This is a genomic window from Pseudomonas simiae (genome assembly GCF_000934565.1).
GTDB lineage: Bacteria > Pseudomonadota > Gammaproteobacteria > Pseudomonadales > Pseudomonadaceae > Aquipseudomonas > Aquipseudomonas simiae.
Window position 1 is genome coordinate 3,358,294 of sequence record NZ_CP010896.1, and the last position, 21,696, is coordinate 3,379,989.

18 protein-coding genes are annotated in these 21,696 nt (G+C 59.8%); 2 read left to right on the forward strand and 16 right to left on the reverse strand.

Features of this window, described 5'->3' with window-relative positions; all coding sequences use genetic code 11:
• The first annotated feature begins 3 nt into the window (after positions 1 to 3).
• The gene (locus PF1751_RS14950; RefSeq protein WP_010209982.1) at positions 4 to 837 is read left to right on the forward strand and encodes a metal-dependent hydrolase; all 834 of its coding nucleotides are present in this window, start codon (positions 4 to 6) and stop codon (positions 835 to 837) included.
• Here the strand turns inward: PF1751_RS14950 and PF1751_RS14955 are convergent.
• Positions 834 to 2,909: an EAL domain-containing protein gene (locus PF1751_RS14955; protein ID WP_010209980.1), complete on the reverse strand. Its 2,076-nt coding sequence runs from the start codon at positions 2,907 to 2,909 to the stop codon at positions 834 to 836. The two genes, PF1751_RS14950 and PF1751_RS14955, sit on opposite strands and share 4 nt — an antisense overlap.
• A gap of 333 nt (positions 2,910 to 3,242) precedes the next feature.
• Between PF1751_RS14955 and PF1751_RS14960 the strand changes: the two genes are divergently transcribed.
• Complete coding sequence (locus PF1751_RS14960) at positions 3,243 to 3,572, forward strand: DUF6388 family protein (RefSeq protein ID WP_010209978.1); 330 nt, start codon at positions 3,243 to 3,245, stop codon at positions 3,570 to 3,572.
• A 4-nt stretch (positions 3,573 to 3,576) separates the two neighbouring features.
• Here PF1751_RS14960 and PF1751_RS14965 read toward each other — a convergent pair whose 3' ends face one another.
• The 15 genes from PF1751_RS14965 to tssB are packed head-to-tail and all read right to left on the reverse strand — an operon-like array spanning position 3,577 to position 21,665.
• A complete protein-coding gene (locus tag PF1751_RS14965; RefSeq protein ID WP_010209976.1) occupies positions 3,577 to 4,422 on the reverse strand; it encodes a serine/threonine-protein kinase in 846 nt (281 codons plus the stop codon).
• On the reverse strand, positions 4,419 to 5,132 hold the full coding sequence (locus PF1751_RS14970) for a PP2C family protein-serine/threonine phosphatase (protein ID WP_010209975.1): 714 nt from the start codon (positions 5,130 to 5,132) through the stop codon (positions 4,419 to 4,421). The genes PF1751_RS14965 and PF1751_RS14970 overlap by 4 nt, the downstream gene beginning before the upstream one ends.
• Entirely contained in the window at positions 5,129 to 8,464 is a 3,336-nt protein-coding gene (gene tssM, locus PF1751_RS14975) for a type VI secretion system membrane subunit TssM (RefSeq protein WP_044287287.1), read from the reverse strand. Before tssM ends, PF1751_RS14970 begins: the two co-directional genes overlap by 4 nt.
• A 15-nt stretch (positions 8,465 to 8,479) precedes the next feature.
• The gene (gene icmH / locus PF1751_RS14980; protein ID WP_010209972.1) at positions 8,480 to 9,340 is read right to left on the reverse strand and encodes a type IVB secretion system protein IcmH/DotU; all 861 of its coding nucleotides are present in this window, start codon (positions 9,338 to 9,340) and stop codon (positions 8,480 to 8,482) included.
• Between the two features lie 5 nt (positions 9,341 to 9,345).
• Positions 9,346 to 10,674, reverse strand: coding sequence for a type VI secretion system baseplate subunit TssK (gene tssK / locus PF1751_RS14985; protein WP_010209970.1), 1,329 nt, complete (start codon positions 10,672 to 10,674; stop codon positions 9,346 to 9,348).
• 1 nt (position 10,675) lies between these two features.
• Positions 10,676 to 11,170 (reverse strand): type VI secretion system lipoprotein TssJ, encoded by a 495-nt coding sequence (gene tssJ / locus PF1751_RS14990; RefSeq protein WP_021491578.1) that lies wholly within the window; start codon positions 11,168 to 11,170, stop codon positions 10,676 to 10,678.
• A complete protein-coding gene (tagH, locus tag PF1751_RS14995) occupies positions 11,167 to 12,339 on the reverse strand; it encodes a type VI secretion system-associated FHA domain protein TagH (RefSeq protein WP_021491579.1) in 1,173 nt (390 codons plus the stop codon). Before tagH ends, tssJ begins: the two co-directional genes overlap by 4 nt.
• 16 nt (positions 12,340 to 12,355) lie before the next feature.
• Positions 12,356 to 12,487: a hypothetical protein gene (locus PF1751_RS29495; RefSeq protein WP_044287288.1), complete on the reverse strand. Its 132-nt coding sequence runs from the start codon at positions 12,485 to 12,487 to the stop codon at positions 12,356 to 12,358.
• A gap of 41 nt (positions 12,488 to 12,528) precedes the next feature.
• Positions 12,529 to 14,061, reverse strand: a complete 1,533-nt coding sequence (locus tag PF1751_RS15005; RefSeq protein ID WP_021491580.1) for a sigma-54 interaction domain-containing protein — start codon at positions 14,059 to 14,061, stop codon at positions 12,529 to 12,531.
• On the reverse strand, positions 14,058 to 16,490 hold the full coding sequence (locus PF1751_RS15010; protein ID WP_044287289.1) for an AAA family ATPase: 2,433 nt from the start codon (positions 16,488 to 16,490) through the stop codon (positions 14,058 to 14,060). The genes PF1751_RS15005 and PF1751_RS15010 overlap by 4 nt, the downstream gene beginning before the upstream one ends.
• Before the next feature lie 6 nt (positions 16,491 to 16,496).
• On the reverse strand, positions 16,497 to 17,510 hold the full coding sequence (gene tssG / locus PF1751_RS15015; RefSeq protein WP_010209963.1) for a type VI secretion system baseplate subunit TssG: 1,014 nt from the start codon (positions 17,508 to 17,510) through the stop codon (positions 16,497 to 16,499).
• Positions 17,474 to 19,261, reverse strand: coding sequence for a type VI secretion system baseplate subunit TssF (tssF, locus tag PF1751_RS15020; RefSeq protein ID WP_042572225.1), 1,788 nt, complete (start codon positions 19,259 to 19,261; stop codon positions 17,474 to 17,476). The genes tssG and tssF overlap by 37 nt, the downstream gene beginning before the upstream one ends.
• Complete coding sequence (tssE, locus tag PF1751_RS15025) at positions 19,251 to 19,649, reverse strand: type VI secretion system baseplate subunit TssE (RefSeq protein ID WP_010209959.1); 399 nt, start codon at positions 19,647 to 19,649, stop codon at positions 19,251 to 19,253. Before tssE ends, tssF begins: the two co-directional genes overlap by 11 nt.
• 14 nt (positions 19,650 to 19,663) lie before the next feature.
• On the reverse strand, positions 19,664 to 21,139 hold the full coding sequence (gene tssC / locus PF1751_RS15030; RefSeq protein WP_044287290.1) for a type VI secretion system contractile sheath large subunit: 1,476 nt from the start codon (positions 21,137 to 21,139) through the stop codon (positions 19,664 to 19,666).
• Positions 21,140 to 21,167: 28 nt separating this feature from the next.
• Complete coding sequence (tssB, locus tag PF1751_RS15035; RefSeq protein ID WP_010209957.1) at positions 21,168 to 21,665, reverse strand: type VI secretion system contractile sheath small subunit; 498 nt, start codon at positions 21,663 to 21,665, stop codon at positions 21,168 to 21,170.
• Between the last annotated feature and the right edge of the window lie 31 nt (positions 21,666 to 21,696).

The following is a 21,696-nucleotide window of genomic DNA, read 5'->3' on the forward strand; positions in this document are numbered from 1 at the left end:
ACTATGCTGCCGATCCGCCGTGACATTCATTTCGCCCTGCCCGCCGAGCGCATCAAAAACTGGCATGAACAGGGGCCGTTCATCACGCACTTCTTCAACGCACTGTCGCTGCTATTCCCCCAGGGCGAGCTGTTTTTCATGGACAGCGTGCGCCACTACCGCCAACGCATCGACGATCCAGCGCTGAAGAAAGAGATCCAGGGTTTTATCGGCCAGGAGGCCATGCACAGCCGCGAACACGTGGCCTACAACGATCTGCTGCAAGCGGCCGGCTTACCAGCGCACACGCTGGACCGTCGGTTGAAGTTCATCCTCGACCTGCAGAAAAAACACCTGCCAGCCTCCTTCAACCTGGCCGTGACCATTGCCCTTGAACACTACACTGCGATGCTGGCCGAAATCCTGCTGAGCGACCCGTCTCGCTTCGGCGATTCACTCAAGGGCTACCAACAGATGTGGTACTGGCATGCCCTGGAGGAAACCGAACACAAAGCGGTGGCCTTCGATGTCTGGAACACCGTGATCAAGCCCGGGCCCAAGCGCTATTTATTGCGTACCGGGACCATGCTCACCACCACGGTGTTTTTCTGGCTGGTGGTCTTCGATTTCCACCTGCGCCTGCTGATCGCTGACCGCAAGTCCGGCGGGCACCTGAAAGGCTTCTGGCGCATGCTGAAATTTCTGTATGGGCCCAAGGGAGTTTTCCCACGGATGCTGGTGCCGTGGCTGCATTACTTCAAACCCGGCTTTCACCCCTGGGACCACGACAACCGTGCGCGCCTGGCGGGAATCGACGGGTTGGTCGAGGAGATCGAACAGACTCAGCGCGGGTATTAGGCTTGCGCCAAGGCGGCGCGCTCACGCACAAAGTCTTCCAACTGATCTGCCGGCAGTGCCTTGCTGAAATACCAGCCTTGGATAATCAATTCGGCGCCGGTGTTCAGAAAGGCCAACTGCTCGGCGGTTTCCACGCCTTCCACCACCACACCCAGGTTCAGCGCCTCACAGAAGCGCAGCATGCCAGTCATGACTTGGGCGCCTTTGGGGTCGCGCTGGGCCACCACGAAACTGCGGTCGATCTTGATGAAATCCACTGGAAACTGATGCAGGTAGCTCAAGGCCGAAAAACCGGTGCCGAAGTCATCGATATAGACCTTGGCGCCGATGGCCTGCAGCTTCTGGATGGTCTGGCGCGTGACCTGAATATCGCCGACCAGCGCGTCTTCGGTGATTTCCACCGAGACGTGCCCGTGGGCCTGGGCCAGGATTTCTACGAGGCGTTCACCATAGGCGGCGTCGGTCAGCGTCGCGCTGGAAATATTGATAGTCATCGGCAGGACAAAGCCGAGTTTCTGCCACTTCTGGTACTGGCGAACCGCCTGGGACGCAACCCACACATCCACGTCCGGCATCAACTGCGCCTGGGCCAGCCATTGCAGGAACTCCCAAGGCGAATGCACCTTGCCCTGGGCGTCACGGGCACGCATCAGCGCTTCACAGCCGGTGCACAGGCCGGTGCGCGTCGAGACTTGTGGTTGGAATTCGAGGTAGAAATCGTAGTCGCTGATTTGCTGGATGCGGCTCAGTTCATTGGCCTGGCGCGCCAGGGCCTTGTGGGAGGCGAGCACCGGATCCAGCTCACGCAGCCGGCCCTTTTCTTCAAGACCACGGAAGGTCATGTCCAGAGACTTGAGGTAGACCGTGCCGCCTTCGGTGGCCTGGCGATGAATCGCAAGCACATACGGCGCATACACCAACGTGCCCAGGCCCAGCAGCGTCAGTTGCAGCGCCACCGCCGCGAAGTCACCATGAGTGCTCAGGTAGGCATTGAGCAGCACCGGCGCTGTGAGTGGAACGCTGACCACCGCCGGCGAGACCCAGCCCATCTGCACCACCGTCAACGCCACCATGGCATTCAACGCGGGTACCACCAGAAAGGGAATGAACAAGCGCGGGTTTAGGATGATCGGCAAACCGAACAACAGCACCTCACTGACGTTGAACAGTGACAGCGGCAGACTCGCCATCGCCAACAAACGCATGGACTGGCTCTTGGAGAACAGCAGGATCGCCAGCAACAGGCATAAAGCTCCACCCGAACCGCCGATAAACGCGAAGCTGCCCAACAGGCCGCTGTTCAACAGGTAGTTGATCGGCTCGCCCGCCGCCGACGCCGCACCGTTCAGCGCCACCGCCTGGTCCAGCACATCGAACAGCGGCTGCATGGCGTACACACCGTGGATGCCGAAGAACCACAGCAGCGAATTCATCAGGGTCACAAACAGGCCGCTGCCGTAAGGCGACTCCAGGGCATGGAGTACTTGGGGCCCCTGGAGTTGCGCCACGTAAGGAATCTGCAGCAGCAAAGACAACACCACCACCAACGCCAGCGCGGTGATGGCGCCCGGTACCACCATATTGATAGTGCCCCGCAGGTTGTGCCCCACCAGGTCTTCATTGACCAACCGAGTCCAGCGGTAACGGTGCAGCCACGCAATCGCCGGCACATTCAACAGCGGCGAAGCAATCGCGATAAACAGGACGAAAGTGGCCGAAGCGCGTGGGTATTCACGCAGGATAAACGTTGCCACCACTACATGGGCCAGACACAGGAACGCCACCGGCAGTTGCGGCAATCGATGCTGGATTGCCAACATGTAACCGATGGACGCAGCGACCAGCAGCGGGATCACAGAGCTGATTTGATTGTGCAAGCCAGCGAAGAACGCCACCACTTGCGCATCGAAACCCAGCATCCGCGCGCATTCGGACAGGATCAGGAAACCGGCAGACACCAGCAGGCAAGGCAGGATCCACAACAAACCTTCGCGGATCGCTCGAAGAGACTCCGTGCTGGCCAAGGCGGCCAGACGTTGGGTGAAGAAAAGCTTGAACAGCGTTTGCGCCATGACCGATCCCTCTGCCCATCGCCCACTGTCCCTGAAAGGCAGGGCCGGAAATACGGGGTTAACGCTACACGTCAAGGCACGCTGAGCGAAAGCCTTTTGCCATTTATCCAGATGTTTTTCCATAATGGATGACAGTCAATTCCTCAGATTTCAAAAGTAATTGAGTTTTGTGACGTGGGCCACTCACTAAATCTGCTTCGGTGCTGATGACCTTCCTGTTATTGTTTTTACTCAATCCTATGCGTGCCTGGACCAACCGCCGGCGATACAAACGCACCCGCCGCCTCGCGGCAGGCCACGGACCAAAGCCCGGCCATTGAATGGAGTAAGCCCTTGTCACCACCCGGCGATAACCACCAGTTGGCACTGGACAGATTCCTCAACGAACACCCCGATGTTGCCGCAGAACTCGAGACCTTGAACCCGCTGGCCGCACAAGCCAAGGGCGAAACCCTGGCACACTACCGCGCCGAACGGCTGCATGAAGCCTTCGAAGCCGAAGCCGAACGTCAGGGCCTGTTTGCTTGGGAGTTGACGCTGAAACTGACCGCCGAGTCCCCCGAAGCCTTTGAAACCCAACGCCTTGACGTCCACAAGGAAGTAGCACAGATGGCGGGGCTGAGCTGGGACGAATACTGCCGGATACATGATGTGGCCGGTTGACGCATTAGCCCCTGAACCATAGGCACCGACGGGCTGCCAAGCCCTCGCACAGCTCGGCAACATCGACGGTTCGCTGCACAGGGTCAATGGCCAATGCTGAACGTAACAACGGCCAGTACTGCCTGGGCAGTTGCCTGGGTCGCGGCAATCGTTGATTGCGTTGAGGCTCTACAGGCCGCCGTCCTTCGGCCATCTCATAGAGCACCCGGGCCGCCCCATACAAGTCGGCGCTAGCCGACGGCAATCCTCCTGCTATCAGCTCCGGTGCCGCATACGCCGGCGTCCAGGCATTCAGCCGGTTGCGGCTCAAAGCCGGCAAGCCCGCCTCTGCCTGGGCTTGCGCGTGACCCAAGCCAAAATCGAACAAGCGTAGCCCCTGCTCCCCAACCATGATATTCGCCGGTTTCACATCGCCATGCAGGACACCCTGCCGGTGGGTGTAGGCCAGTGCTTCCAGCAGTTGCAGGGCCATGGGTTGCAACTCTTGCCATGGCAGTCCTTGAGGACACTCCTGGAGCAGGCGATCCAGGGTCAGTCCAGGCATCACTTCCATAGTGAAGAATGCCACTTGGAGGGCTGTGTCTACCTCGAACGAAAATGCACGCACCACGTGATCATGGCGCAGGCTTCGGGTCAGGGCGAACTCGCTGTAGAGAAGCACATGCGCGTCGGTGGAGGCGGATAGGCTCTCGCCTAACAATTTCAGCGCCACACGGCAGTCTGGCTCGCCGAAAGCTTCATGCAGCAGATCCCGCGCGCGATAGACCACCCCCATGCCCCCGGTGCCGAGGATCCGCTCAAGCTGATAGCGCCCCGCCAGCAAGTTCGGCGGACCTGCCGCTGCGCTCATGGCTGGACTACCACGGCGGTCAGGTCATCCCGTGCCGGCCCCTGCAGCACGCCACGGAACAACCGATCCACCACCTGCCGTGGCGTGCCTGCGCTCATGGCACTCCCCAACTCCTTATGGCTGAGCCCCTGGTACAGACCGTCGCTGCACAACAAAAACACATCACCGGGCTGGGCGCGCAGCTCCAATATCTCAAGGCTCAATGGCTGCCTGGCTCCCACCGCACGGGTCAAGGCTCTTGCGCCAGGATGAGCCTGGGCCAGTTCCGGGCTCAACTGTTGCGTGTCTATCAGTTGCTGCTGCAGAGAGTGGTCCCGCGACAGTTGATACAGCCGCTGCCCTCGCCACAGGTAGCATCGGCTATCCCCTGCCCAGACACAGGCGGCGCGATGGTGCTCCAGTAACAAAACCACCACCGTACTGCCCATGATGCCCGCCACGCCATCGGCAGGTTGTAACTGGCTGTCGAGGCCTCGCAGGCACCGCCCAACGGCCTCGATGCGTTGGTCAAAATCGCCTTGGCCGGGCAGTGCAGCAAGGCTGCGAACCACCCGTTGGCTGGCGACATTCCCGGCATGATGCCCCCCCATACCATCCGCCACCGCCCAACAACCACGTTGCGGGCAATCGAGGAACGCATCCTCGTTGCGTGTGCGGCTCTTGCCTTGCGCCGTGCGCCCGGCGCTGCGCCAGGGCTGTGCACCGCTCACAGTTGCTCCGGCAGGCGGAAGGTGCGCCATGTCGCCATCTGGAATGGGCTCGAGTCACGTTGACTGGTGAGCAGGTAATTGGCCCGCAGGCCGGCCAGGTCAGCCTTGAGAACCTGCGCATCCCTGCCGCTCGCGGGCTCGCTTTGCATCAGGTCGAAAAACCGGAACAACGACCAGGCGCCACTGTCTTTCTCAATGCCCAATGGCCGCTCGGCACCACGCTCCAGCACCAGGCTGCTGCGACCATTCTCCGCCTCGTTTGGCCAATGGAACGCCACCGGCACGATCGGGCCGTGGCGGTACTCCAACTGCTGATCACCCACCCGTAGCGTCGCCCGGCTGACGGCCTGGTCCAGGCTATAGGGCGCCAGCGTGAACCGTACGGCCAACTCCCCCTGATCCTCGGTGAAAAAACCTTGGCGAATGATCTGCGCCCTGGTCAGTTGTTCCAGTAACGAGCGCGACATCGGCAGGCTGCGCCCTTCTATCCCCCGCAGGCGATAGCGGTTGCCCTCAACGATGACGAACGGCCGCAGGTAACTCTCATAAAAGCGTGCCATGGCACCCCGAGGCTTGAAAAACGCCTGGAAATCGCCCAGGGCAACGTCGCTGCCAGCATGCGCATCGAATGGGTAGCGGCGCTGAATGGCTTTCGCATAGAAGCCATAGACTTCGTTTTGATAGTGCTGATTCACAAACCCGTAGGCGTCATCGAGCAGTTGGCGCCAGCTTTGGTCGGCAATACCTTCGAACCACCCTTTGAGCGGCTGCGGGAAGCGAGCCGCCGTATCACGCAGGTTGCCCAGCAGGGGCTGCTGTCCATCCATGCGTTGCCTGGCCATTTTGAACGCTGCCTGCTCCGGTGAACTGTCCCGGCTCACTGCCGACAATTGCAACTGCAGCTCATCCAGCAAGCGCAATGCCTGCGTCAACTCGCCCCCTGGGTTCTGCTGTTCGTCGAGCAATTGGTGCAAGGGCTCGAAGCGGCGTTGCAAGGCACGCCGGGCATTATCCGGTAGACCCGCGCGGGCCAGGCTCCTGGACGTCACCGCGCCCAGCCCGGCGACTGGCTGGACTGCCGTTTCAAGTCGATCGGAGACCGACACTAACCGTGTGTTTTCGCGCACCTGCTGCAACAGCTGCACCAAGGCCGATTGAGCCGATGTGAGGCTTGCGAGATATTCAGCGCCTTGTTGCAGGCTGCCACTTTCGCGCAATCTGATTCGACCGAGGGCGTCGCTCCAGGCGTCGGCGTACTCACTGAAATAGCGCTGCTCCAGCGCCAGCATCAGCCTGCGCAAATCTGCTGCGCTGAGATCGCCGCCCTCTCCAAGGACCCAATTGTCCTGAGCAATGGCATGGACCATCTGAGTGCCCTGCTGTTCGAATAACTGCAGGTATTTCTTGGTGTAAAACCCCGGTATGGGCGGTGCAACCCTGGAAAACGCCGGGCCTTCGGCCAGCGGGTAAGGCTCCAGGTTCCGCGCTTGTTCCCGCAGCGCCCGGTAGACCACCTCCGCCAGTGACTCCCCGCGTAATACCAGGCGCGCCCGGGCGACCAGCGCTTCATCCAACGGCGCCAGAAACGGTTGTTCGAGGAGCCGAGCAAAGTGCTCATTCAGGCGCTTGTTCGCCGAGGAGTCGCCCGACCATTGGCCAGACACATACTCTGCCAGCCAGGCGTTATCACGCCGCTCACGCAGGTTGAGCATCAGGTAGGCACGCAGGCTATCCAGCAGTTGTTCGCGGTCACCCAGGCTGCCTCGCACGCGTCCTTCGAGCACGGTGGCCACGTATGGCAGAAACCGCTGCTGCAAGGTGTGCTCATAGGCTGCGGCCAGCGGTGCAATACTCAGCGCGCCCTGATACAAGCCGGCCCGATCGATCCACCGAGCTTGCGCCTGTGGCGAAAACACTTGGGTTGCCGCCAGGCGACTGTCCAGCAGCGTCAGCAACGCATGGCTATCGTCCGCCCCTGGCGGGGTGCCGCGCTGGGTGTGGATCAGTCCCGTCAGTTGCAATAGGCGCTGATGGTTGAACGAGTAACTGTGCGCCCACACCGCCCCCACTGTCCCGATGACCACAGTCGCTGCCAGCGCCATCCATCCGTGGCGCCGATGTATGCGCTGCCGCTCCGGGGTCAGCAGTCCGGCCTGGCCGGCCTCGGCAAATATCACGCGTTTAAACAACCCCTGGACAAAATGCGGACGTACATCGACGGTCTTCGCACAGGTCAGGTAGAAACCTCGCAGGGCATTGATCGGCTGATTGCGGTTGACAGAAAACGCCGCCTCGATAAACAGGCACAGGGCGTCACCGATGCGTGCGACCTGCCGGGGAAAATCAAGCATGTGCCCTCGGCGCTCGACATTTCGCTCTTGATGCAAGCGCGGAATCAGGTCTCCACCCAGGCGCTGCAACAGGTTCTCGAACACGTCTCTCACTTGGGCGAGGTCCTTACTCAGGTCCCCTCCCAGGACCTGTACTGTGCCATCACCCTGCTGAGCATCAAAAAACTCGGCAAAACCGGCCAACCGGTCAGACTGGGTCAATACCAGATACACCGGCACATCCACGTGCAGTGTCTGTTGGATGTCCTGCAAGCGCGTACGCACATGGCGGGCATGACGCTCCAGGTCGTGCTCGTTGCTGCTTGAAAGTGTGTCGGCCGACAACGTGACGACTACGCCATTGAGTGGCCGCGACCTGCGCCGCCACTTGAGCAGATCAAGCAGCGTCGACCATCCGGCTGCATCCACTGAAGGGTCCGGCTGGCCCAAGTAACGGCCCGCAGCCTCGACCAGAACGGCGTCTTCGGCAAAATACCAGTCACACCAAGACGTAGCCCCCAGGGGCGCCGCGTCGGGGTGGTCGAATGGGGACGGCAAGCCGCTGGCCGCCAGCAGGCTGGTCTTTCCACTGCCTTGCTCGCCAATCAACAGATACCAAGGCAACTCGTCTCGCCAACGCTCACTGCGCTCACCGTAGCGTCGTGAGGTTTTCAACGCCTGCAGCGCCTCCTTGAAGCGCGCCCGTACCTGTCGTATTTCCTCGTTGATCAATGCCTGCCGCTGATGGCGCTCATGCTCTTCAGGCTGATTCAACCGAGCGGTACGACGCGCGCCCATCCCGACCATCGCCAGCCCCCACAGCAACAGCAACCCGCTGATGGTCAGCAAACGGGACGTCGGGCTTTGCCAGAAACGGTAGTCATCCACCGCCAGCAACGGCCCGAAGAACCACACCAGCAGCGCACAGGACAGCACCAGCAGCAAGCTATATACCCAACTTTTGCGTAGCACCGTACCCACGCCTTTGAAGAATGCGTTCATCCATTGCTCCCTGCGTTACGAGGGTGTCCGAGACAGGCCTGACACCGGAAATTGAAGAGGTTGCAGTGCCGCCTCGCGCTCCTGGCTCAGCACCCAGGCAAACCCTGAATACATCACCAGTAAACAGGCCAGCACACCGACAGCGGCCCACATGGCAGAGACGATGCGTATTCGTCCGCGAGGAGCCTTCCCCCTCTCTGGGGAAATGGATAGCGGCACCCGGTCACCCCGCACATGCCTGATCTGGCGGTAAACAGCATCCTGAACCGCTTCGAGTTGCCCCCTTCCCCGCTCCATGACGCGGTATTTGCCTTCGAATCCCAACGCCAGGCACAGGTACATAAGCTCGAGCATGGCAATGTGCTTGACGGGATCGCGGGACAAACGCTCCAGCAACTGGAAAAACTTTTCACCACCGAAGGTTTCGTTGTGAAAGCGGCTCAACAGGCTCCTCTTGGACCAATCGCTGCAACTTCCCCACGGCGTGGTGACTACTGCCTCGTCGATAACACTGCACAGCACATAGCGTGCAGACATCACCTGGCTGGTCTCTGCCCCCAGGTGCAAGGCATGGGCCTCAAATGCGCTGATGGCCGATGAGAGCTGGTCATTGAGCGCCTGCAAGCTTTCCCGAGCGGGGCTGGCCTTGAGCTGGGCAACCTGCGACAGGAGCTCCCAGGCCGCAGCCAACAGCATGTTGGTGCCCATCTTGAAACGCTGCCCCGGCAGGTTGGCGGCGTAGATCATCCGATCTTCCAACTGCTCGAAGCGTGGCGGCGATGGGAAGTCCGTAACGGGTCCTCGTGCCGGTCCGAGCCCATCACGGTCCAGCAATACGGTTTTTTCATCCAGCGGGTATTCACTGTCCATCGTCATGGTATTCAGTTCCTGATAGCCCAGAAGTTGAGTTCCAGCTCGGCGAACTCACCGCTCGCGTGGAAGGCAAAACCACCCGACTGCTCCAACTGCGCGATGTCACGCGGACTGAGTTCGAGCATGAAATAGGTTTTGGCGGCGTGATATGGAATCTGCCGCGGTGCGACCGGCAGCGGCTGTACCTTGATACCGGCCAGGTGCAGGTTCACCAGCTCGCGGATCCGTTCCACGGGACCGATCTTGAGATGCGCTGGCAAACGATGGCGAAGCTCTTCCGAATCACATTGGGCGGTGGCGGCCAAAATGAATGTGGCAGTGCCGAGCAACTTGAGATCGCTGACCGGGCAAACCAGCACCCCGTATTGCCGCTGTTGCAACACCAGCTCGATGGCATGTTGCTCCAGCACCGACGACAACACTGTGCGAAGCCCCTCCATCAGCCCACGAAAGCTCGCCCCCTGATCACCATGCCTGTAGTGCACGGCAAGTTGCGCGCGCTTGTTGTCGTTGGCGAACGTCGACAGCTCACCGAGAATCGACAGCAACTCTCGATACAGCCGCTCCGGTCGCACCTGGGCCTGTACCAGGTAGTGACGCAGGATCAACTCGGCACGATTGATCAGTTGCAGCATTAGAAAGTCGCCGACCTGTGCGCCTGTCGAGGCGCCACTCCCCTGGATTCGCGCTGCAATCGCATCGCCACGCGTCGCCAGCAGGCTGATCACCTCCTTGATGCATGACGACACATAACCGGTGCCCTGGAGATAGATGAACGTCGGCACAAAATCCGCATCCAGGCTTACGCCGTCTTCGCGCGTCGAATCCTGCACCTGGGCGACCTGGAGTTTCACGTAGAACGCATCACTGGGCCCCTCGCCCAGCATCAGGCGCAAGTCCGGGCGTGCGCAGTTGATCTGGCAACGCGAATCGGCGCCAGCGTTGGAATCGCCGATCTCTGTTTCACAGGCGACGTAGCGTGCCAGCACATCGCTTTGCTCCTTCCTGCGCACTTCGACCTGATTCTCCGTCGCCAGCGGCAACGCCAGGTAAACAGCTTGCCTGCCCGCGTTGGCAGGCACCTGCAACACCAAGGGCTCCATCGCGCCGCTCAACTCGAACAAGCTGCCGTCCGGCAATACTCCACTGGCCTGGTTGACAACCACCTTGCCCAGATTGAGGTACTGCAAATCGAGGTCCAGGGTCAGGAACCCCCACGCATCACTGCTCAGCAACCGAGTTCGGTTGAGCTGTCGATGGTAGTAGCGGTCGTTGTGTTGCAAGTGCTGGGGCCGCAACAGCATGCCCTCTTGCCAGATAACGTTATGGACCAGCATCTCAATTCTCCGCCCTGTCAGTCTGAGGGGCTGCCATCCGCAGGCCCGTCTGGTCCAGCACAATGTCGGCACGCGTCAATTGCCCCGGCGCCACCGGCAGCACCAGCCGCCATTGCACATGAGGCAAGTCGCGATAGGCCGCCAGCACGCCGACGTAGCGGCTATGCGGCTCGACACTGAGCTTGAGTGCCTGCTGTTCACCAGGACGCAATTCCAATTCCTCGCCGCTGACCCAATCCTTGGAGAGCGTCTGCTCGGCGCGGTCGTACAGGCTGAAAAAATCAGCGTTTTCAAAGGCCACGGGGTGCCGCAGTTCAAGCAGTTGCACCACCACGGGTGACGGGCGACCGTGAAGGTCGGGGTTGACTTCATCACCTGCGATCAACGTCAGGTCGAGTTTGGTCAGGGTCGAAAAAGGTGAAAGGCTGCTACATCCGGCCAACAGGCACAGTGCTGACACCCGTGACAGGGCAGTAATTCGGTACCTGAACGTCATCCTGGGCACCCTACATTCAGGGTGGAAACCAGGCGTACCTGCTCCCCGTAGGCATTGGAAAAGTCATTGCGCAGCAACTGATCACCCAAGGAGTTTTCGTCAACCAGTCGTCGATAGTGGCGTTGGTAACTCCGCCAATGGGCCGCCTCGGTGAAAAACCTGGGGCGCTTGCCCTCGCGCTCGAAACACGGCAACAACTGCCCAGGCGCAAAGGCTGCCAGTGCACCCCGTACCGCGGCCCGGCAGGCCACGACCATCGCCAGCTGATGAACTTGCAGGTCTCGACAGGCCTCGGCGACGGCTTGCTCGGCAGCGAGTTCACCCGACTCACCAGTGCCCAACAACGACGCCATGGCAGCCTGGCTGTCGGCGCAGACTTTCAACGGGTTGCGAATGTTCAGCACTGGGGAGACCAACGCAACGTTGATCTCGCTGTTGAGCTCATCGCGCGTTCGCAGGCTTTGCTGCAGCCCTTCGATGGCGTGCCTGAACAGCCCTGCCACCTTGATCGCAAGGGCTTCGCGACCTGGCGTATCAAGCGTGTCCAATGGCAGGCCCAATGCTTGCGCGAACTGCGGCCAGAACGCTTGCGAGCCAGCAGGCACGGCGATGACGGGGTCGGGAGGGTTCACTTGCCTGTCGGGTGCGGCCCATGTCGGTACGATCAGATGATCGCGATCCACAGGCCCTTGCATGTGGGATTGGGGAGACACCTGCGTTGACGCATCCAGAGCATCCAATTCTGCCGATGAGTCGACGCACAATTGCTCGCGATCCAGTGCATGAAGAGGGTCAAGCCCGAGGAATGCGTCGTCTGGAATCAAGTCATTCCGAGCAAAGGGCCGCCGTTCATTGGCCACCAGGCGAGCACGAATTTCCAATTGGCCCAGTTGGTACACTTCCCCATCTGTGATCAGCCGCGCTTGCCCCTTGTCCAGGCGTTCCATGCTGCCTGACACCGTGATGCCATTGCTGCTGATATCCGTCAGGAAGTAGTGACCTTCTCGATAACTGACCAGGGCATGATGACTGGAGATCAGGCGATGGGCATCGGGGATGATCCAGTCACACCCCACCCCACGGCCGATCACACCGCCACCCCCCTCAAACGTCTTGCGGGCCAACGGTTCACCGTTCACGACACTGCAGACTTCAAACACTAATTGCATGGCAGAACTCTCCTGCTCACTGCCCACGACGGACAGCCTGGGGATCACCCAAGGGGCGGTAGTCGGCATCGTCAAAGACATAATTGGCGTTACAGCCAATCAACAAACACAGCGCAAGCAACAGGGCTTGCCACGGATGAAAAAACATCAGGTATCTCCCATGAAAACCAGGTGCCAGCACGTCCCCACTCAGCACTCCTCACGGACATCGCCAACGGGGATTTTCAGACGCGCCAGGCGATAAAGCAGCGTGCGGCGGGCGACGCCCAGCTCTCGCGCAGTTCGGGTGCGATTACCACGGTTCTTGTGCAAGCAATCGATCAGGAACACCCGCTCTACCCGCTCCAAGCGTTGGCGTAACGTCGCATCGACAGCGGTATTGGCAGGTGGCGCAGGCAAGGAAAGATGCACCGGCAGGATCACTCCGTCATCGCAGAGCAGTACTGCTCGCTCCACCAGGCATTTGAGCTCACGGACATTGCCGGGGAAGGCATAGCTCGACAGTTGGTCAAGGGCCGCGCTGGACCACGACACCGGTACACGTCCCAGCGCAATGGAAGCCTGTTGCGCAAATTCCCGCGCCAGCAACAACACATCCCCGTCGCGTTCACGCAAGGGCGGCAGTTCGATGGGAAATTGCGCCAGCCTGTAGTAGAGGTCTTCGCGAAAACTGCCTTGGGCTACCATTGCGGCGAGGTCGCGATGCGTCGCAGCGATGATGCGCACATCAACCTTGTGTGCCGCACTGGCGCCCAGCGGGCGAACTTCGCCCTCCTGCAGAACCCGCAGCAACTTGGCCTGTAGAGACAACGGCATGTCGCCGATTTCGTCCAGGAGCAGCGTGCCACCATGCGCCGCGTCAAACAGCCCGACATGGTTGCGTTCAGCCCCCGTGAAGGCCCCTTTGCGATAGCCGAACAGTTCGCTTTCCAGCAACCCTTCCGGAAACGCCGCACAGTTTTGCACCACGAACGCTTTGCTTTTGCGCGGCCCTGCAGCGTGGATAGCCCGCGCCACCACCTCTTTGCCTGTCCCCGTCTCGCCACGCAGCAATACGGTGTAAGGCGTCTGCATGACCTTGCCGATCAGGCGGTACGTTTCATCCATCGCCGAACTGCTGCCGATCAGCCCAAATTCTGCACGGGGGGCCGGTGTACGGTCATTCTGGAGGGCGATACTTCCTGTGGAACATTGACGCTTCAGCAGAAGCAGCTGCATCAAGGCAAAACTGCCCAGTTGGCTCAAGGAGACAGAGTAGTCCTGCAAATTTTTCCGGCATTGACTGGCGCATACCAACACGCCGTTGATGGCCTTGCCGCGGTTGAACAACGGCACGCAGGACAGCGCTTTCCAGGGGGATGCCAGCGTTGGCAGAAACCCGCATTCATACACGCTGTCGGTGGGATCTTCCAAGCTAAGGGCCATCTGATGACTGAGTACATGGCGCAGCATCTGCTCATGCTGAAAGTCCTTGGTGCCGACCGGATCGCCGGAGCTAAGCGCTCCGGACAAATGCTGGGCAATCAGCTCAAGCCGGCCAGTGGACTCATCTCGCCAGTACCACTGACTGAGTTCGCATTGGCTCAACTGCGCCACCGCCGTAACACATAGACCGGGCAACGTGGCTTCGTCGCCATCGATACCCAGCCGAATGAACCAGCCAAGCAGCGCGTCGGCGTAAGCCCGCGAATGGGGTTCCTGGTTGGACCGGTCGTCCCTCATTGGCTGAACTCACAGATGGGCATGCCATTCCCCGCCAGGTACGCATGCACATGCGTCAAGGGTTCATCTTGAGCCATCGCCCGCAGCAAGCGGTCCACCACCTGCGGTAACAAATGCAGCTCGATCCACTGGTCAATAAAACGAGCGCCACTGTCTCCGTGGGAGCAATGCTCGGCCATGTGTGCAACCAGGCCTGGCGTATAGCTGAACGCCAGCTTGCGCAGACTTAACCTCTGCCCCAGGCGCTCCAACTTAAGCCTGGTCAAATCATTCAGAATCTCACCCGTCACCGGGTAATACGGCACCACACGTATTCGGGCCAATAACGCGGGTTTGAAGTGGTCACGCAGCAGAGGACGGATTGCCTCTTGCAGCACGTGCATCTCAGGTCGCTGGCCACCTGCGCACAGCTCACCGATGCACTCGCTGCCCAGGTTGGAAGTCATCAGGATCAGCGTGTTGCGAAAATCGATTTCCCGGCCTTCCCCATCATTGGCCACGCCCTTGTCGAAAATCTGATAGAACAGGTTCAACACTTCCGGGTCGGCTTTCTCGACTTCATCGAGCAGCACCACCGAATATGGGCGTTGGCGTACGGCTTCGGTCAGCACACCGCCCTCGCCGAAACCGACATAACCGGGCGGCGCCCCAATCAAGCGAGACAGCGAGTGTTTTTCCTGAAATTCGGACATGTTGAGGGTGGTAACAAAACGCTCACCGCCATATAACAGATCACCCAGGGCCAACGCAGTCTCGGTCTTGCCGACGCCACTTGGGCCGACCAGCAGGAATACTCCGACCGGCGCATCGACCTTATTGAGCCCGGCGGCAACGGCGCGCAGGTTGCGGTCCAGGGCTTGCACCGCGTGTTCCTGGCCAAGAATGCGCGCGCGCAGCGCATCGGCTAGGCCCAGCACCCGTGCACTGTGTTCGAATGCCAGTTGTTCAACCGGGATACCGGTCCAGCCACTGATGACTTCGGCCACCAGGCGCGGGCACACCTGCTGCGTCGATGTTGGCTGTTCCAGCCAACACTGCTCCAAGTGCTGACGTTCACTTTCCATCGTCTCCATGCGCAGGTTAAGCCCGTGCAACACCTGCTCATCCACGGGAAGCCCTTCCTGCCTGTCACGACTTATTGCCTGATGCTGCCGCACACCTTCTGCCTGTTCCGCGTAGAAGCGTTGCAATGCCTCCGGCGCCGTGTCCCGACGGGTACGCAAGCGAGCGCAGGCGGTGTCCAATACATCCACTGCCTTGTCCGGCAACTGACGCCCGGACAGATAACGCGCGCTCATCTGCGCCGCCGCTACCACCGCGTCGTCCCGTACGTAAACGCCATGGCTGCGCTCATACACCGAAACCAGTCCACGCAGGATCGAAACCGCTTGCTCGACGCTAGGCTCGCCAACCAATACAGACTGGAAGCGCCGCGCCAGTGCGGGGTCTTTTTCGAAGTATTTCTTGTATTCCGACCAGGTGGTGGCGGCGATGGTGCGCAGTTCGCCACGGGCCAGGGCTGGCTTGAGCAGATTAGCGGCGTCGGACGCGCCCGCCTGGGCGCCCACCCCGACCAGCGTATGCGCCTCGTCGATAAACAGGATCACCGGTTTCATCGAGGCGTTGACCTCGTCAATCACGCCCTTGAGGCGCCGTTCGAATTCCCCCTTGATGCTCGCGCCGGCCTGTAGCAGCCCCATGTCCAGGGTTAGCACCCGCACATCCCGGAGAGGTTCCGGCACCTGCGCAGTGACAACGCGCAACGCGAGGCCTTCGACAACGGCCGTCTTGCCGACCCCGGCTTCTCCGACAAGTATTGGGTTGTTCTTGCGCCGGCGCATCAGGATGTCGATCAACTGGCCAATTTCAGCATCCCTGCACAACACCGGATCGATACGTCCTTCACGGGCCTGCCGTGTCAGGTCGTGAGTAAAGCGCTCCAGCAATGAATCAACCGTCGGCGCAGGACCTGGGCAAGGCGCCTGGCCCAGCACGAAACCATGCACCCGTTGCACGTCCAACCGGCTCAATAACACTTGATAGGCACTCCCCGCGTACTGCAGCGGGTGACGCAGCAGTGCCAACAGCAGGGCGCCGTGATCGACCTCAGCCTGGCGCAGTTCCACATGGGCAACCATCAGGGCCTGTTGCAGCCATTGCACAAGCGCCAGGGCAAACACTGGATTGCGCGAAGCACTGGCCTCCCCCTTCGGTTGCAGTGTGGCTTGCAGCTCGCCGGCCTCAATGCCCGCATCCGCCATTGCCCGTACCAGAAGGCCGTCTTGATGCTCCAGCAGCGCCAGCAGCAGGTCCTCCACCAACACTTCCCTGCCCCCGCGTGTCACGCAGCGTTCAGCAGCGCGCACCAAATCCCGGCGAGCCTGGGCGGTCAATGTCTGGATAAGTTGTTGCAGATCCACATTCATCATAATGATTCATCCTTCATGAGCATTGCCCGACACCATGACCACACCATCGGCGCACTCATGTGCCAGCCAACTGGTCCAGCCGAGGCCGCAGACGTTGTGTTCGCCAATGTGCAACGGTCGGATCTCTTCCTTGGCCAGCACCAGGCGCAGGTCATATTCCAATGGATCCCGAGCCGTCAGGCGCACCAGCGAACACAGCAGCGGGTAGTCGGCCCCAGTGGGCAGAAACCCATGGAGTTGCTGCCAACCCAGGCCCTGCAGATGCACCCTGAACTTGCCGCTACGGTCGGCCACCCGGCAGCCCAGCACCTGGTCATGACCGAGCACACTGTTCGCGTTGCCGAGCCGGTTTCGCTGCGGATCGTCGATGACCACCGTGCGCAGTACCCACTGTTCAATGAACAAGCGGTGGTGTTTGAAGTAGTAGCGCAGCACCGTCTCGATCAAGGATGCCGAATGCGACCGGAGGCCAAGCATCCCGAGGTACGGCAGCAGCCGTTCGCAGTTCAATCGCGCGATACTGCGAATCTGCTGTCCGCTCAGGCCGATCAACGCGAACATCTGCTCGGAGAACGTGTCACGCGCGCCTGCCTGGAAACGCGCCCGGTAACGGTACTTACGCCAGACGGGTAGCATCAGTCGTTGCAGACGGTGATGAAACACGTCCAGAAAATCTCGCGTGGTATTGCCACCCACCCCGTCGGCACACGCCTGCTCGCCATAAAACGCCGGCAAGGGCGACCCCGCGCCACACAAGCCCAACAGGTTGAGTCGAAGACGCGCACGCAACTGCTCGTGTTCGATGAAAAACTCCACCCGGTCAATATCGTGACCGGGAAAGCCAAGACCTGGATTGGCGTGAAACTCCAACAGGTCATACAACGCGTCTTCATCCAACAGCGGATGGGCAACGCGCAAGCGTTTGATCACCTGCAAAACTGCCTGGAATAGCGAGTACTCGCGGATGCTCAGGGACAATCGCGTCAAAGCAGGGGCTGCTGCCCCATCCGTGGTGGCCATAGGTACACGTCTCCTTGTGTGCTGATGACTCTTAGTTCGTGGTAGGCGTTGAGGCTGGCGTAAAGCGCGAAGAATTCGTTGAGTACCGACGCGAAGACGAACACTTCGCCATGCCCCAAAAAGCCTTGGGGATCGATGCTCAGATCAATTCGTATCCCCCGAAACGGCAAGCCACGGTGCAATCGGTCAACCGCCGTATGACTGACGGATCGCATTGCGCCCAGCTTCCTCTCGCTGATCTTCTGCGCTTGTCGGTCGTGGTAGCGCGGTAAGTCATAGGTTTGAAGGATCACCTTCAAGGCATTGATGTCGCTCAACGACAGATAGTTGAGCGACAGGTTGCTGATCAACCGCCAGAGAAAATCCTGATCCAGGGGGGGCGGGAAACTGGCCGTCGGTGCGCAGATATTCCGAAACGACAACCCCTCTGGCGTCTGTTCGCAAGGCAGGTTGATGTCCCCAAGCTGCAATAGCCGAGGCAGATTGTGATTGGTACACGTCAACTCGATCGACAGTGTTTGCTGCGCTGACCCAGGACCGTTACCAAACGCAAGCCAGGTCTCAAGGCCTGCATGTTGTGTCGATGGCCGTTGACGAATGCTGTAACTCGCTGGGCCATCCGACAGGTCGTTATCGACATCATGTTCGAAGGATTCGAAGGGTACGTAGGTCTTGTATCCACGCCCACCCGGTTGCCACCCTGTGACACTGTCAACGGAAAATACGCTCGCGTTTTCCCGTGAATACTCACCGGGGACGAGCAGGTACTCATCCTGCTTCCCGTCCAGGCGGATGGGCACTGCATCATGCTTGAACAGGTTCACGATGGGGGTGCAGTACAGTTTGACGTTCTCCAGAGTGGGCTGCCGGGACTCACCCCATGGACTGCGCAACTCGAAGCGCAACATCACTCCACTGACCTGCTTGAGCAATTCGACAGGTAATTCCTGCAGTACCCCCAGGCCCCCCACATCGACAAACAGATACTTGTCAGGGAAGGCAAAATACTCCTGCAGGTGGCGATACCCCGGAAAGGTATTCTGCGGATACGGGATCAACGCCTGTTCCTCGCTGAAACCCACCGGCTGGACCTGGTCGGCACCCAGTCGCAGCGATAACGCCTGACCATCAACCCCATTGACCGGTAGGCCATCGTGGCCCAAAGGCAGCAGCTCGATACCCTCGAGATGACGCAGCAGGCCCAGGTACAGCTCCTGGCTGATGTAGCGATCCCCGGCGAAATGCAGGCGCAACCGGTTGAGGGTCCATTCACTGAAATTCCCTTCGGCGCTCATCTCCAGACGCAGACTCAACATCCCCCGTCCTGCTCGGGAGCCATACTCCAAGGCGCTCAGTCGCAACGGTAGAACCTGCGTGGCATAGCAGGTCCGAAAACGGCATCGCTCGCCATTGACTGCGGCGCTCTCAACCGGCGTTCCCCTCGCTACGCACACGTCAGGACCTGAGTGCTTCAACGGATCAAACTGCAGCATGCTGAACGCAGGCATCGGGCGCATGTAGTTGGGCCAGAGCAAATGCATCAGCGAGTGGGTCAGTTCTGGAAGCTCGTCATCGAGTTTCTGGCGCAAGCGCCCCGTAAGAAACGCAAAGCCTTCCAGCAGACGCTCTACATCCGGATCTTGACCGGCCTCTGCGAGAAACGGAGCGAGCGCAGGATTACGCTCGGAGAACTGCCGCCCGAGTTGTCGCAACGCGCTGAGTTCGCTTTGGTAATAACGATTAAACGACATCCGGCAAGACCTCTACCCGACCGGAGTCGCCTAGCCGAGCGGTGAACACTACGGGGTGCTGGGTGCCCTTAATCACTAGCGTGGCTTCAATGGCGAAGGCCAGGGCCAGCGGGTCATGGTCCCTCGGCAACGTCTTGACCCGCACATCCTTCAAGCGCGGCTCGTAGGCGCGGATGAATCGCTCGATCAACAAGCGTGACTGAGCCAATGACTCATGCAGGCTCTGGTTCATGTCATTGAGGTCGGGCAAGCCGTAATCCGGCAGCGTCTGCACACTGCCCGCACGGATGCTGAGCATTTTTCCAAGGTGGCTCGCGACGGATGTCACGGCACTTGCGGGAGTAGCCGGGCGTTCAAGGCGCTGGAAAAGACTCTGGTGATTGGGCATTCCCTGGCCTCTGCTCATTCTTTGTCGAGCTTGCCGACCAAGGACAATGTGAAATCCGCCCCCATGTACTTGAAATGCGGGCGCACACTCAAGTTGACGCGGTACCAACCGGGTTCGCCGTCGACATCGCTGACAACGATGCGGGCCGCACGCAAGGGTCGCCTCCCACGCACTTCGGCACTGGGGTTTTCCTGATCGGCGACGTACTGGCGAATCCACTTGTTGAGTTCAAGCTCCAGGTCGGTGCGCTCCTTCCACGACCCCAATTGCTCACGCTGCAAGACCTTGAGGTAGTGGGCCAGGCGATTCACCACCATCATGTAGGGCAGTTGAGTGCCCAGGCGGTAATTCAGCTCGGCCTCCTTGCCTTCTGGACTGAGACCGAAGTGTTTCGGCTTCTGGACCGAACTGGCGGAAAAAAATGCCGCATTGTCGCTGCCCTTGCGCATCGTCAAGGCAATGAAGCCCTCCTGCGCCAGCTCGTATTCACGCCGATCGGAAACCAGCACTTCAGTCGGAATCTTGGTTTCAATTTCACCCATGCTGTGGAAGTGATGCAGCGGCAAATCCTCCACCGCGCCACCGCTTTGCGGGCCGATGATGTTCGGACACCAGCGAAAGCGCGCGAAACTGTCGGTCAAACGCGTAGCAAAGGCGTAGGCAGTGTTGCCCCACAGGTAGTGCTCATGGCTGTTGACCACGTTTTCCTGATAGGCAAAGGTCTTGACCGGGCATTCAAGGGGATCGTAGGGCGTACGAAGCAGGAAACGCGGCACGGTCAAGCCGATATAGCGTGCGTCTTCGCTTTGGCGAAAACTTTGCCATTTGGCGAATTGAGGGCCTTCGAAATGGTCTTTCAGATCTTTGAGATCCGGTAGGCCGGTGAAACTTTCCAACCCGAAGAACCCAGGCCCGGCAGCTGCGATAAACGGCGCATGGGCCATGCAGGCCACGCTGGATGCGTATTGCATCAGCTTCACGTCGGGTGCGCTGGGGGACAGAAAGTAATTGGCGATAATCGCGCCCACAGGCTGACCACCGAACTGACCGTATTCCGCACTGTAGATATGCTTGTACAGCCCGGACTGGGTCACTTCCGGAGAGTCCTCGAAATCTTCCAGCAGGTCTTGCCGAGAGATGTTCAGCAGTTCGATCTTGATGTTCTCGCGAAAATTGGTGCGATCAACCAACAACTGCAAACCTTTCCAGGAAGCTTCCAAGGCCTGGAAATCCGGGTGGTGCAGAATTTCATCCATCTGAAGACTGAGCTTCGTGTCGATCTCGGCAATCATCCGATCCACCAGCCGCTTCTTGACGGGCTCGCCACGGTTCTGCGGCTTGATCAGCTCTTCGATGAACGCCGAGACGCCACGCTTGGCAATGCCATACGCCTCGTCGTCCGCACTCAGCAGAGTCTGTGCAACGATGTTGTCGAGAATGCTGTATTGATCAGCGGTTTGTGCAGGCAGTGAGTGCTGTTGTGTGGTCATGCGGTCAGTGTCCTTTTACTGAAAAATGTCAGGCGTCAGGCGTGTCCAGCCCCAGCTCCGCCAATACCCGGGCACGGGAATCGTCATCGGCCAGGGCCTGCTCGATAGCCTTGCGAAAGCTCGGCGTGTTGCCCAACGGGCCTTTGAGCGCCATCAACGCCTCGCGCAACGCCATCAGCTTGTGCAACTCGGGCACCTGCTCTACCAGGTTCGCGGGATTAAAATCCTTCATGGAATTAATGCTTACCTGAATGGCCAGTTCCTCAACGTCTGCATCCTCCTGCAGGCGGTTAGGCACGTTCAGCGTCAGGCTCAACGCCTGTTTGGCCAACACGTCATCCAGGGTGTTCTTATCGATCGCAATTGGCTTTCGATCTTCGAGCTTGCGCACATCTTCACGCTGGGTGAAATCGCCCAGCACCAACAGCTTCAACGGCAGCTCGACTTCTTCCTGCGCCCCGCCTACAGCGGGCTTGAAAGTGATGTTGATACGCTCCTTGGGGGCGACCGAAACGTCTTTGGCCATGGTGTATTTCCTTATTCAGTGGCTCGAAAGC

Excerpts from the sequence above, each read along its gene's own strand:
- tssM (WP_044287287.1), bottom strand. The coding sequence starts at position 8,464 with ATGAACGCATTCTTCAAAGGCGTGGGTACGGTGCTACGCAAAAGTTGG.
- tssC (WP_044287290.1), bottom strand. The coding sequence starts at position 21,139 with ATGACCACACAACAGCACTCACTGCCTGCACAAACCGCTGATCAATAC.
- PF1751_RS14965 (WP_010209976.1), bottom strand. The coding sequence starts at position 4,422 with ATGAGCGCAGCGGCAGGTCCGCCGAACTTGCTGGCGGGGCGCTATCAG.
- PF1751_RS15005 (WP_021491580.1), bottom strand. The coding sequence starts at position 14,061 with ATGAGGGACGACCGGTCCAACCAGGAACCCCATTCGCGGGCTTACGCC.
- PF1751_RS15010 (WP_044287289.1), bottom strand. The coding sequence starts at position 16,490 with ATGATGAATGTGGATCTGCAACAACTTATCCAGACATTGACCGCCCAG.
- PF1751_RS29495 (WP_044287288.1), bottom strand. The coding sequence starts at position 12,487 with ATGTTTTTTCATCCGTGGCAAGCCCTGTTGCTTGCGCTGTGTTTGTTG.
- tssE (WP_010209959.1), bottom strand. The coding sequence starts at position 19,649 with ATGCCCAATCACCAGAGTCTTTTCCAGCGCCTTGAACGCCCGGCTACT.
- tssF (WP_042572225.1), bottom strand. The coding sequence starts at position 19,261 with ATGTCGTTTAATCGTTATTACCAAAGCGAACTCAGCGCGTTGCGACAA.
- tssJ (WP_021491578.1), bottom strand. The coding sequence starts at position 11,170 with ATGACGTTCAGGTACCGAATTACTGCCCTGTCACGGGTGTCAGCACTG.
- tssG (WP_010209963.1), bottom strand. The coding sequence starts at position 17,510 with ATGGCCACCACGGATGGGGCAGCAGCCCCTGCTTTGACGCGATTGTCC.
- icmH (WP_010209972.1), bottom strand. The coding sequence starts at position 9,340 with ATGACGATGGACAGTGAATACCCGCTGGATGAAAAAACCGTATTGCTG.
- tagH (WP_021491579.1), bottom strand. The coding sequence starts at position 12,339 with ATGCAATTAGTGTTTGAAGTCTGCAGTGTCGTGAACGGTGAACCGTTG.
- PF1751_RS14950 (WP_010209982.1), top strand. The coding sequence starts at position 4 with ATGCTGCCGATCCGCCGTGACATTCATTTCGCCCTGCCCGCCGAGCGC.
- PF1751_RS14955 (WP_010209980.1), bottom strand. The coding sequence starts at position 2,909 with ATGGCGCAAACGCTGTTCAAGCTTTTCTTCACCCAACGTCTGGCCGCC.
- tssB (WP_010209957.1), bottom strand. The coding sequence starts at position 21,665 with ATGGCCAAAGACGTTTCGGTCGCCCCCAAGGAGCGTATCAACATCACT.
- tssK (WP_010209970.1), bottom strand. The coding sequence starts at position 10,674 with ATGCTGGTCCATAACGTTATCTGGCAAGAGGGCATGCTGTTGCGGCCC.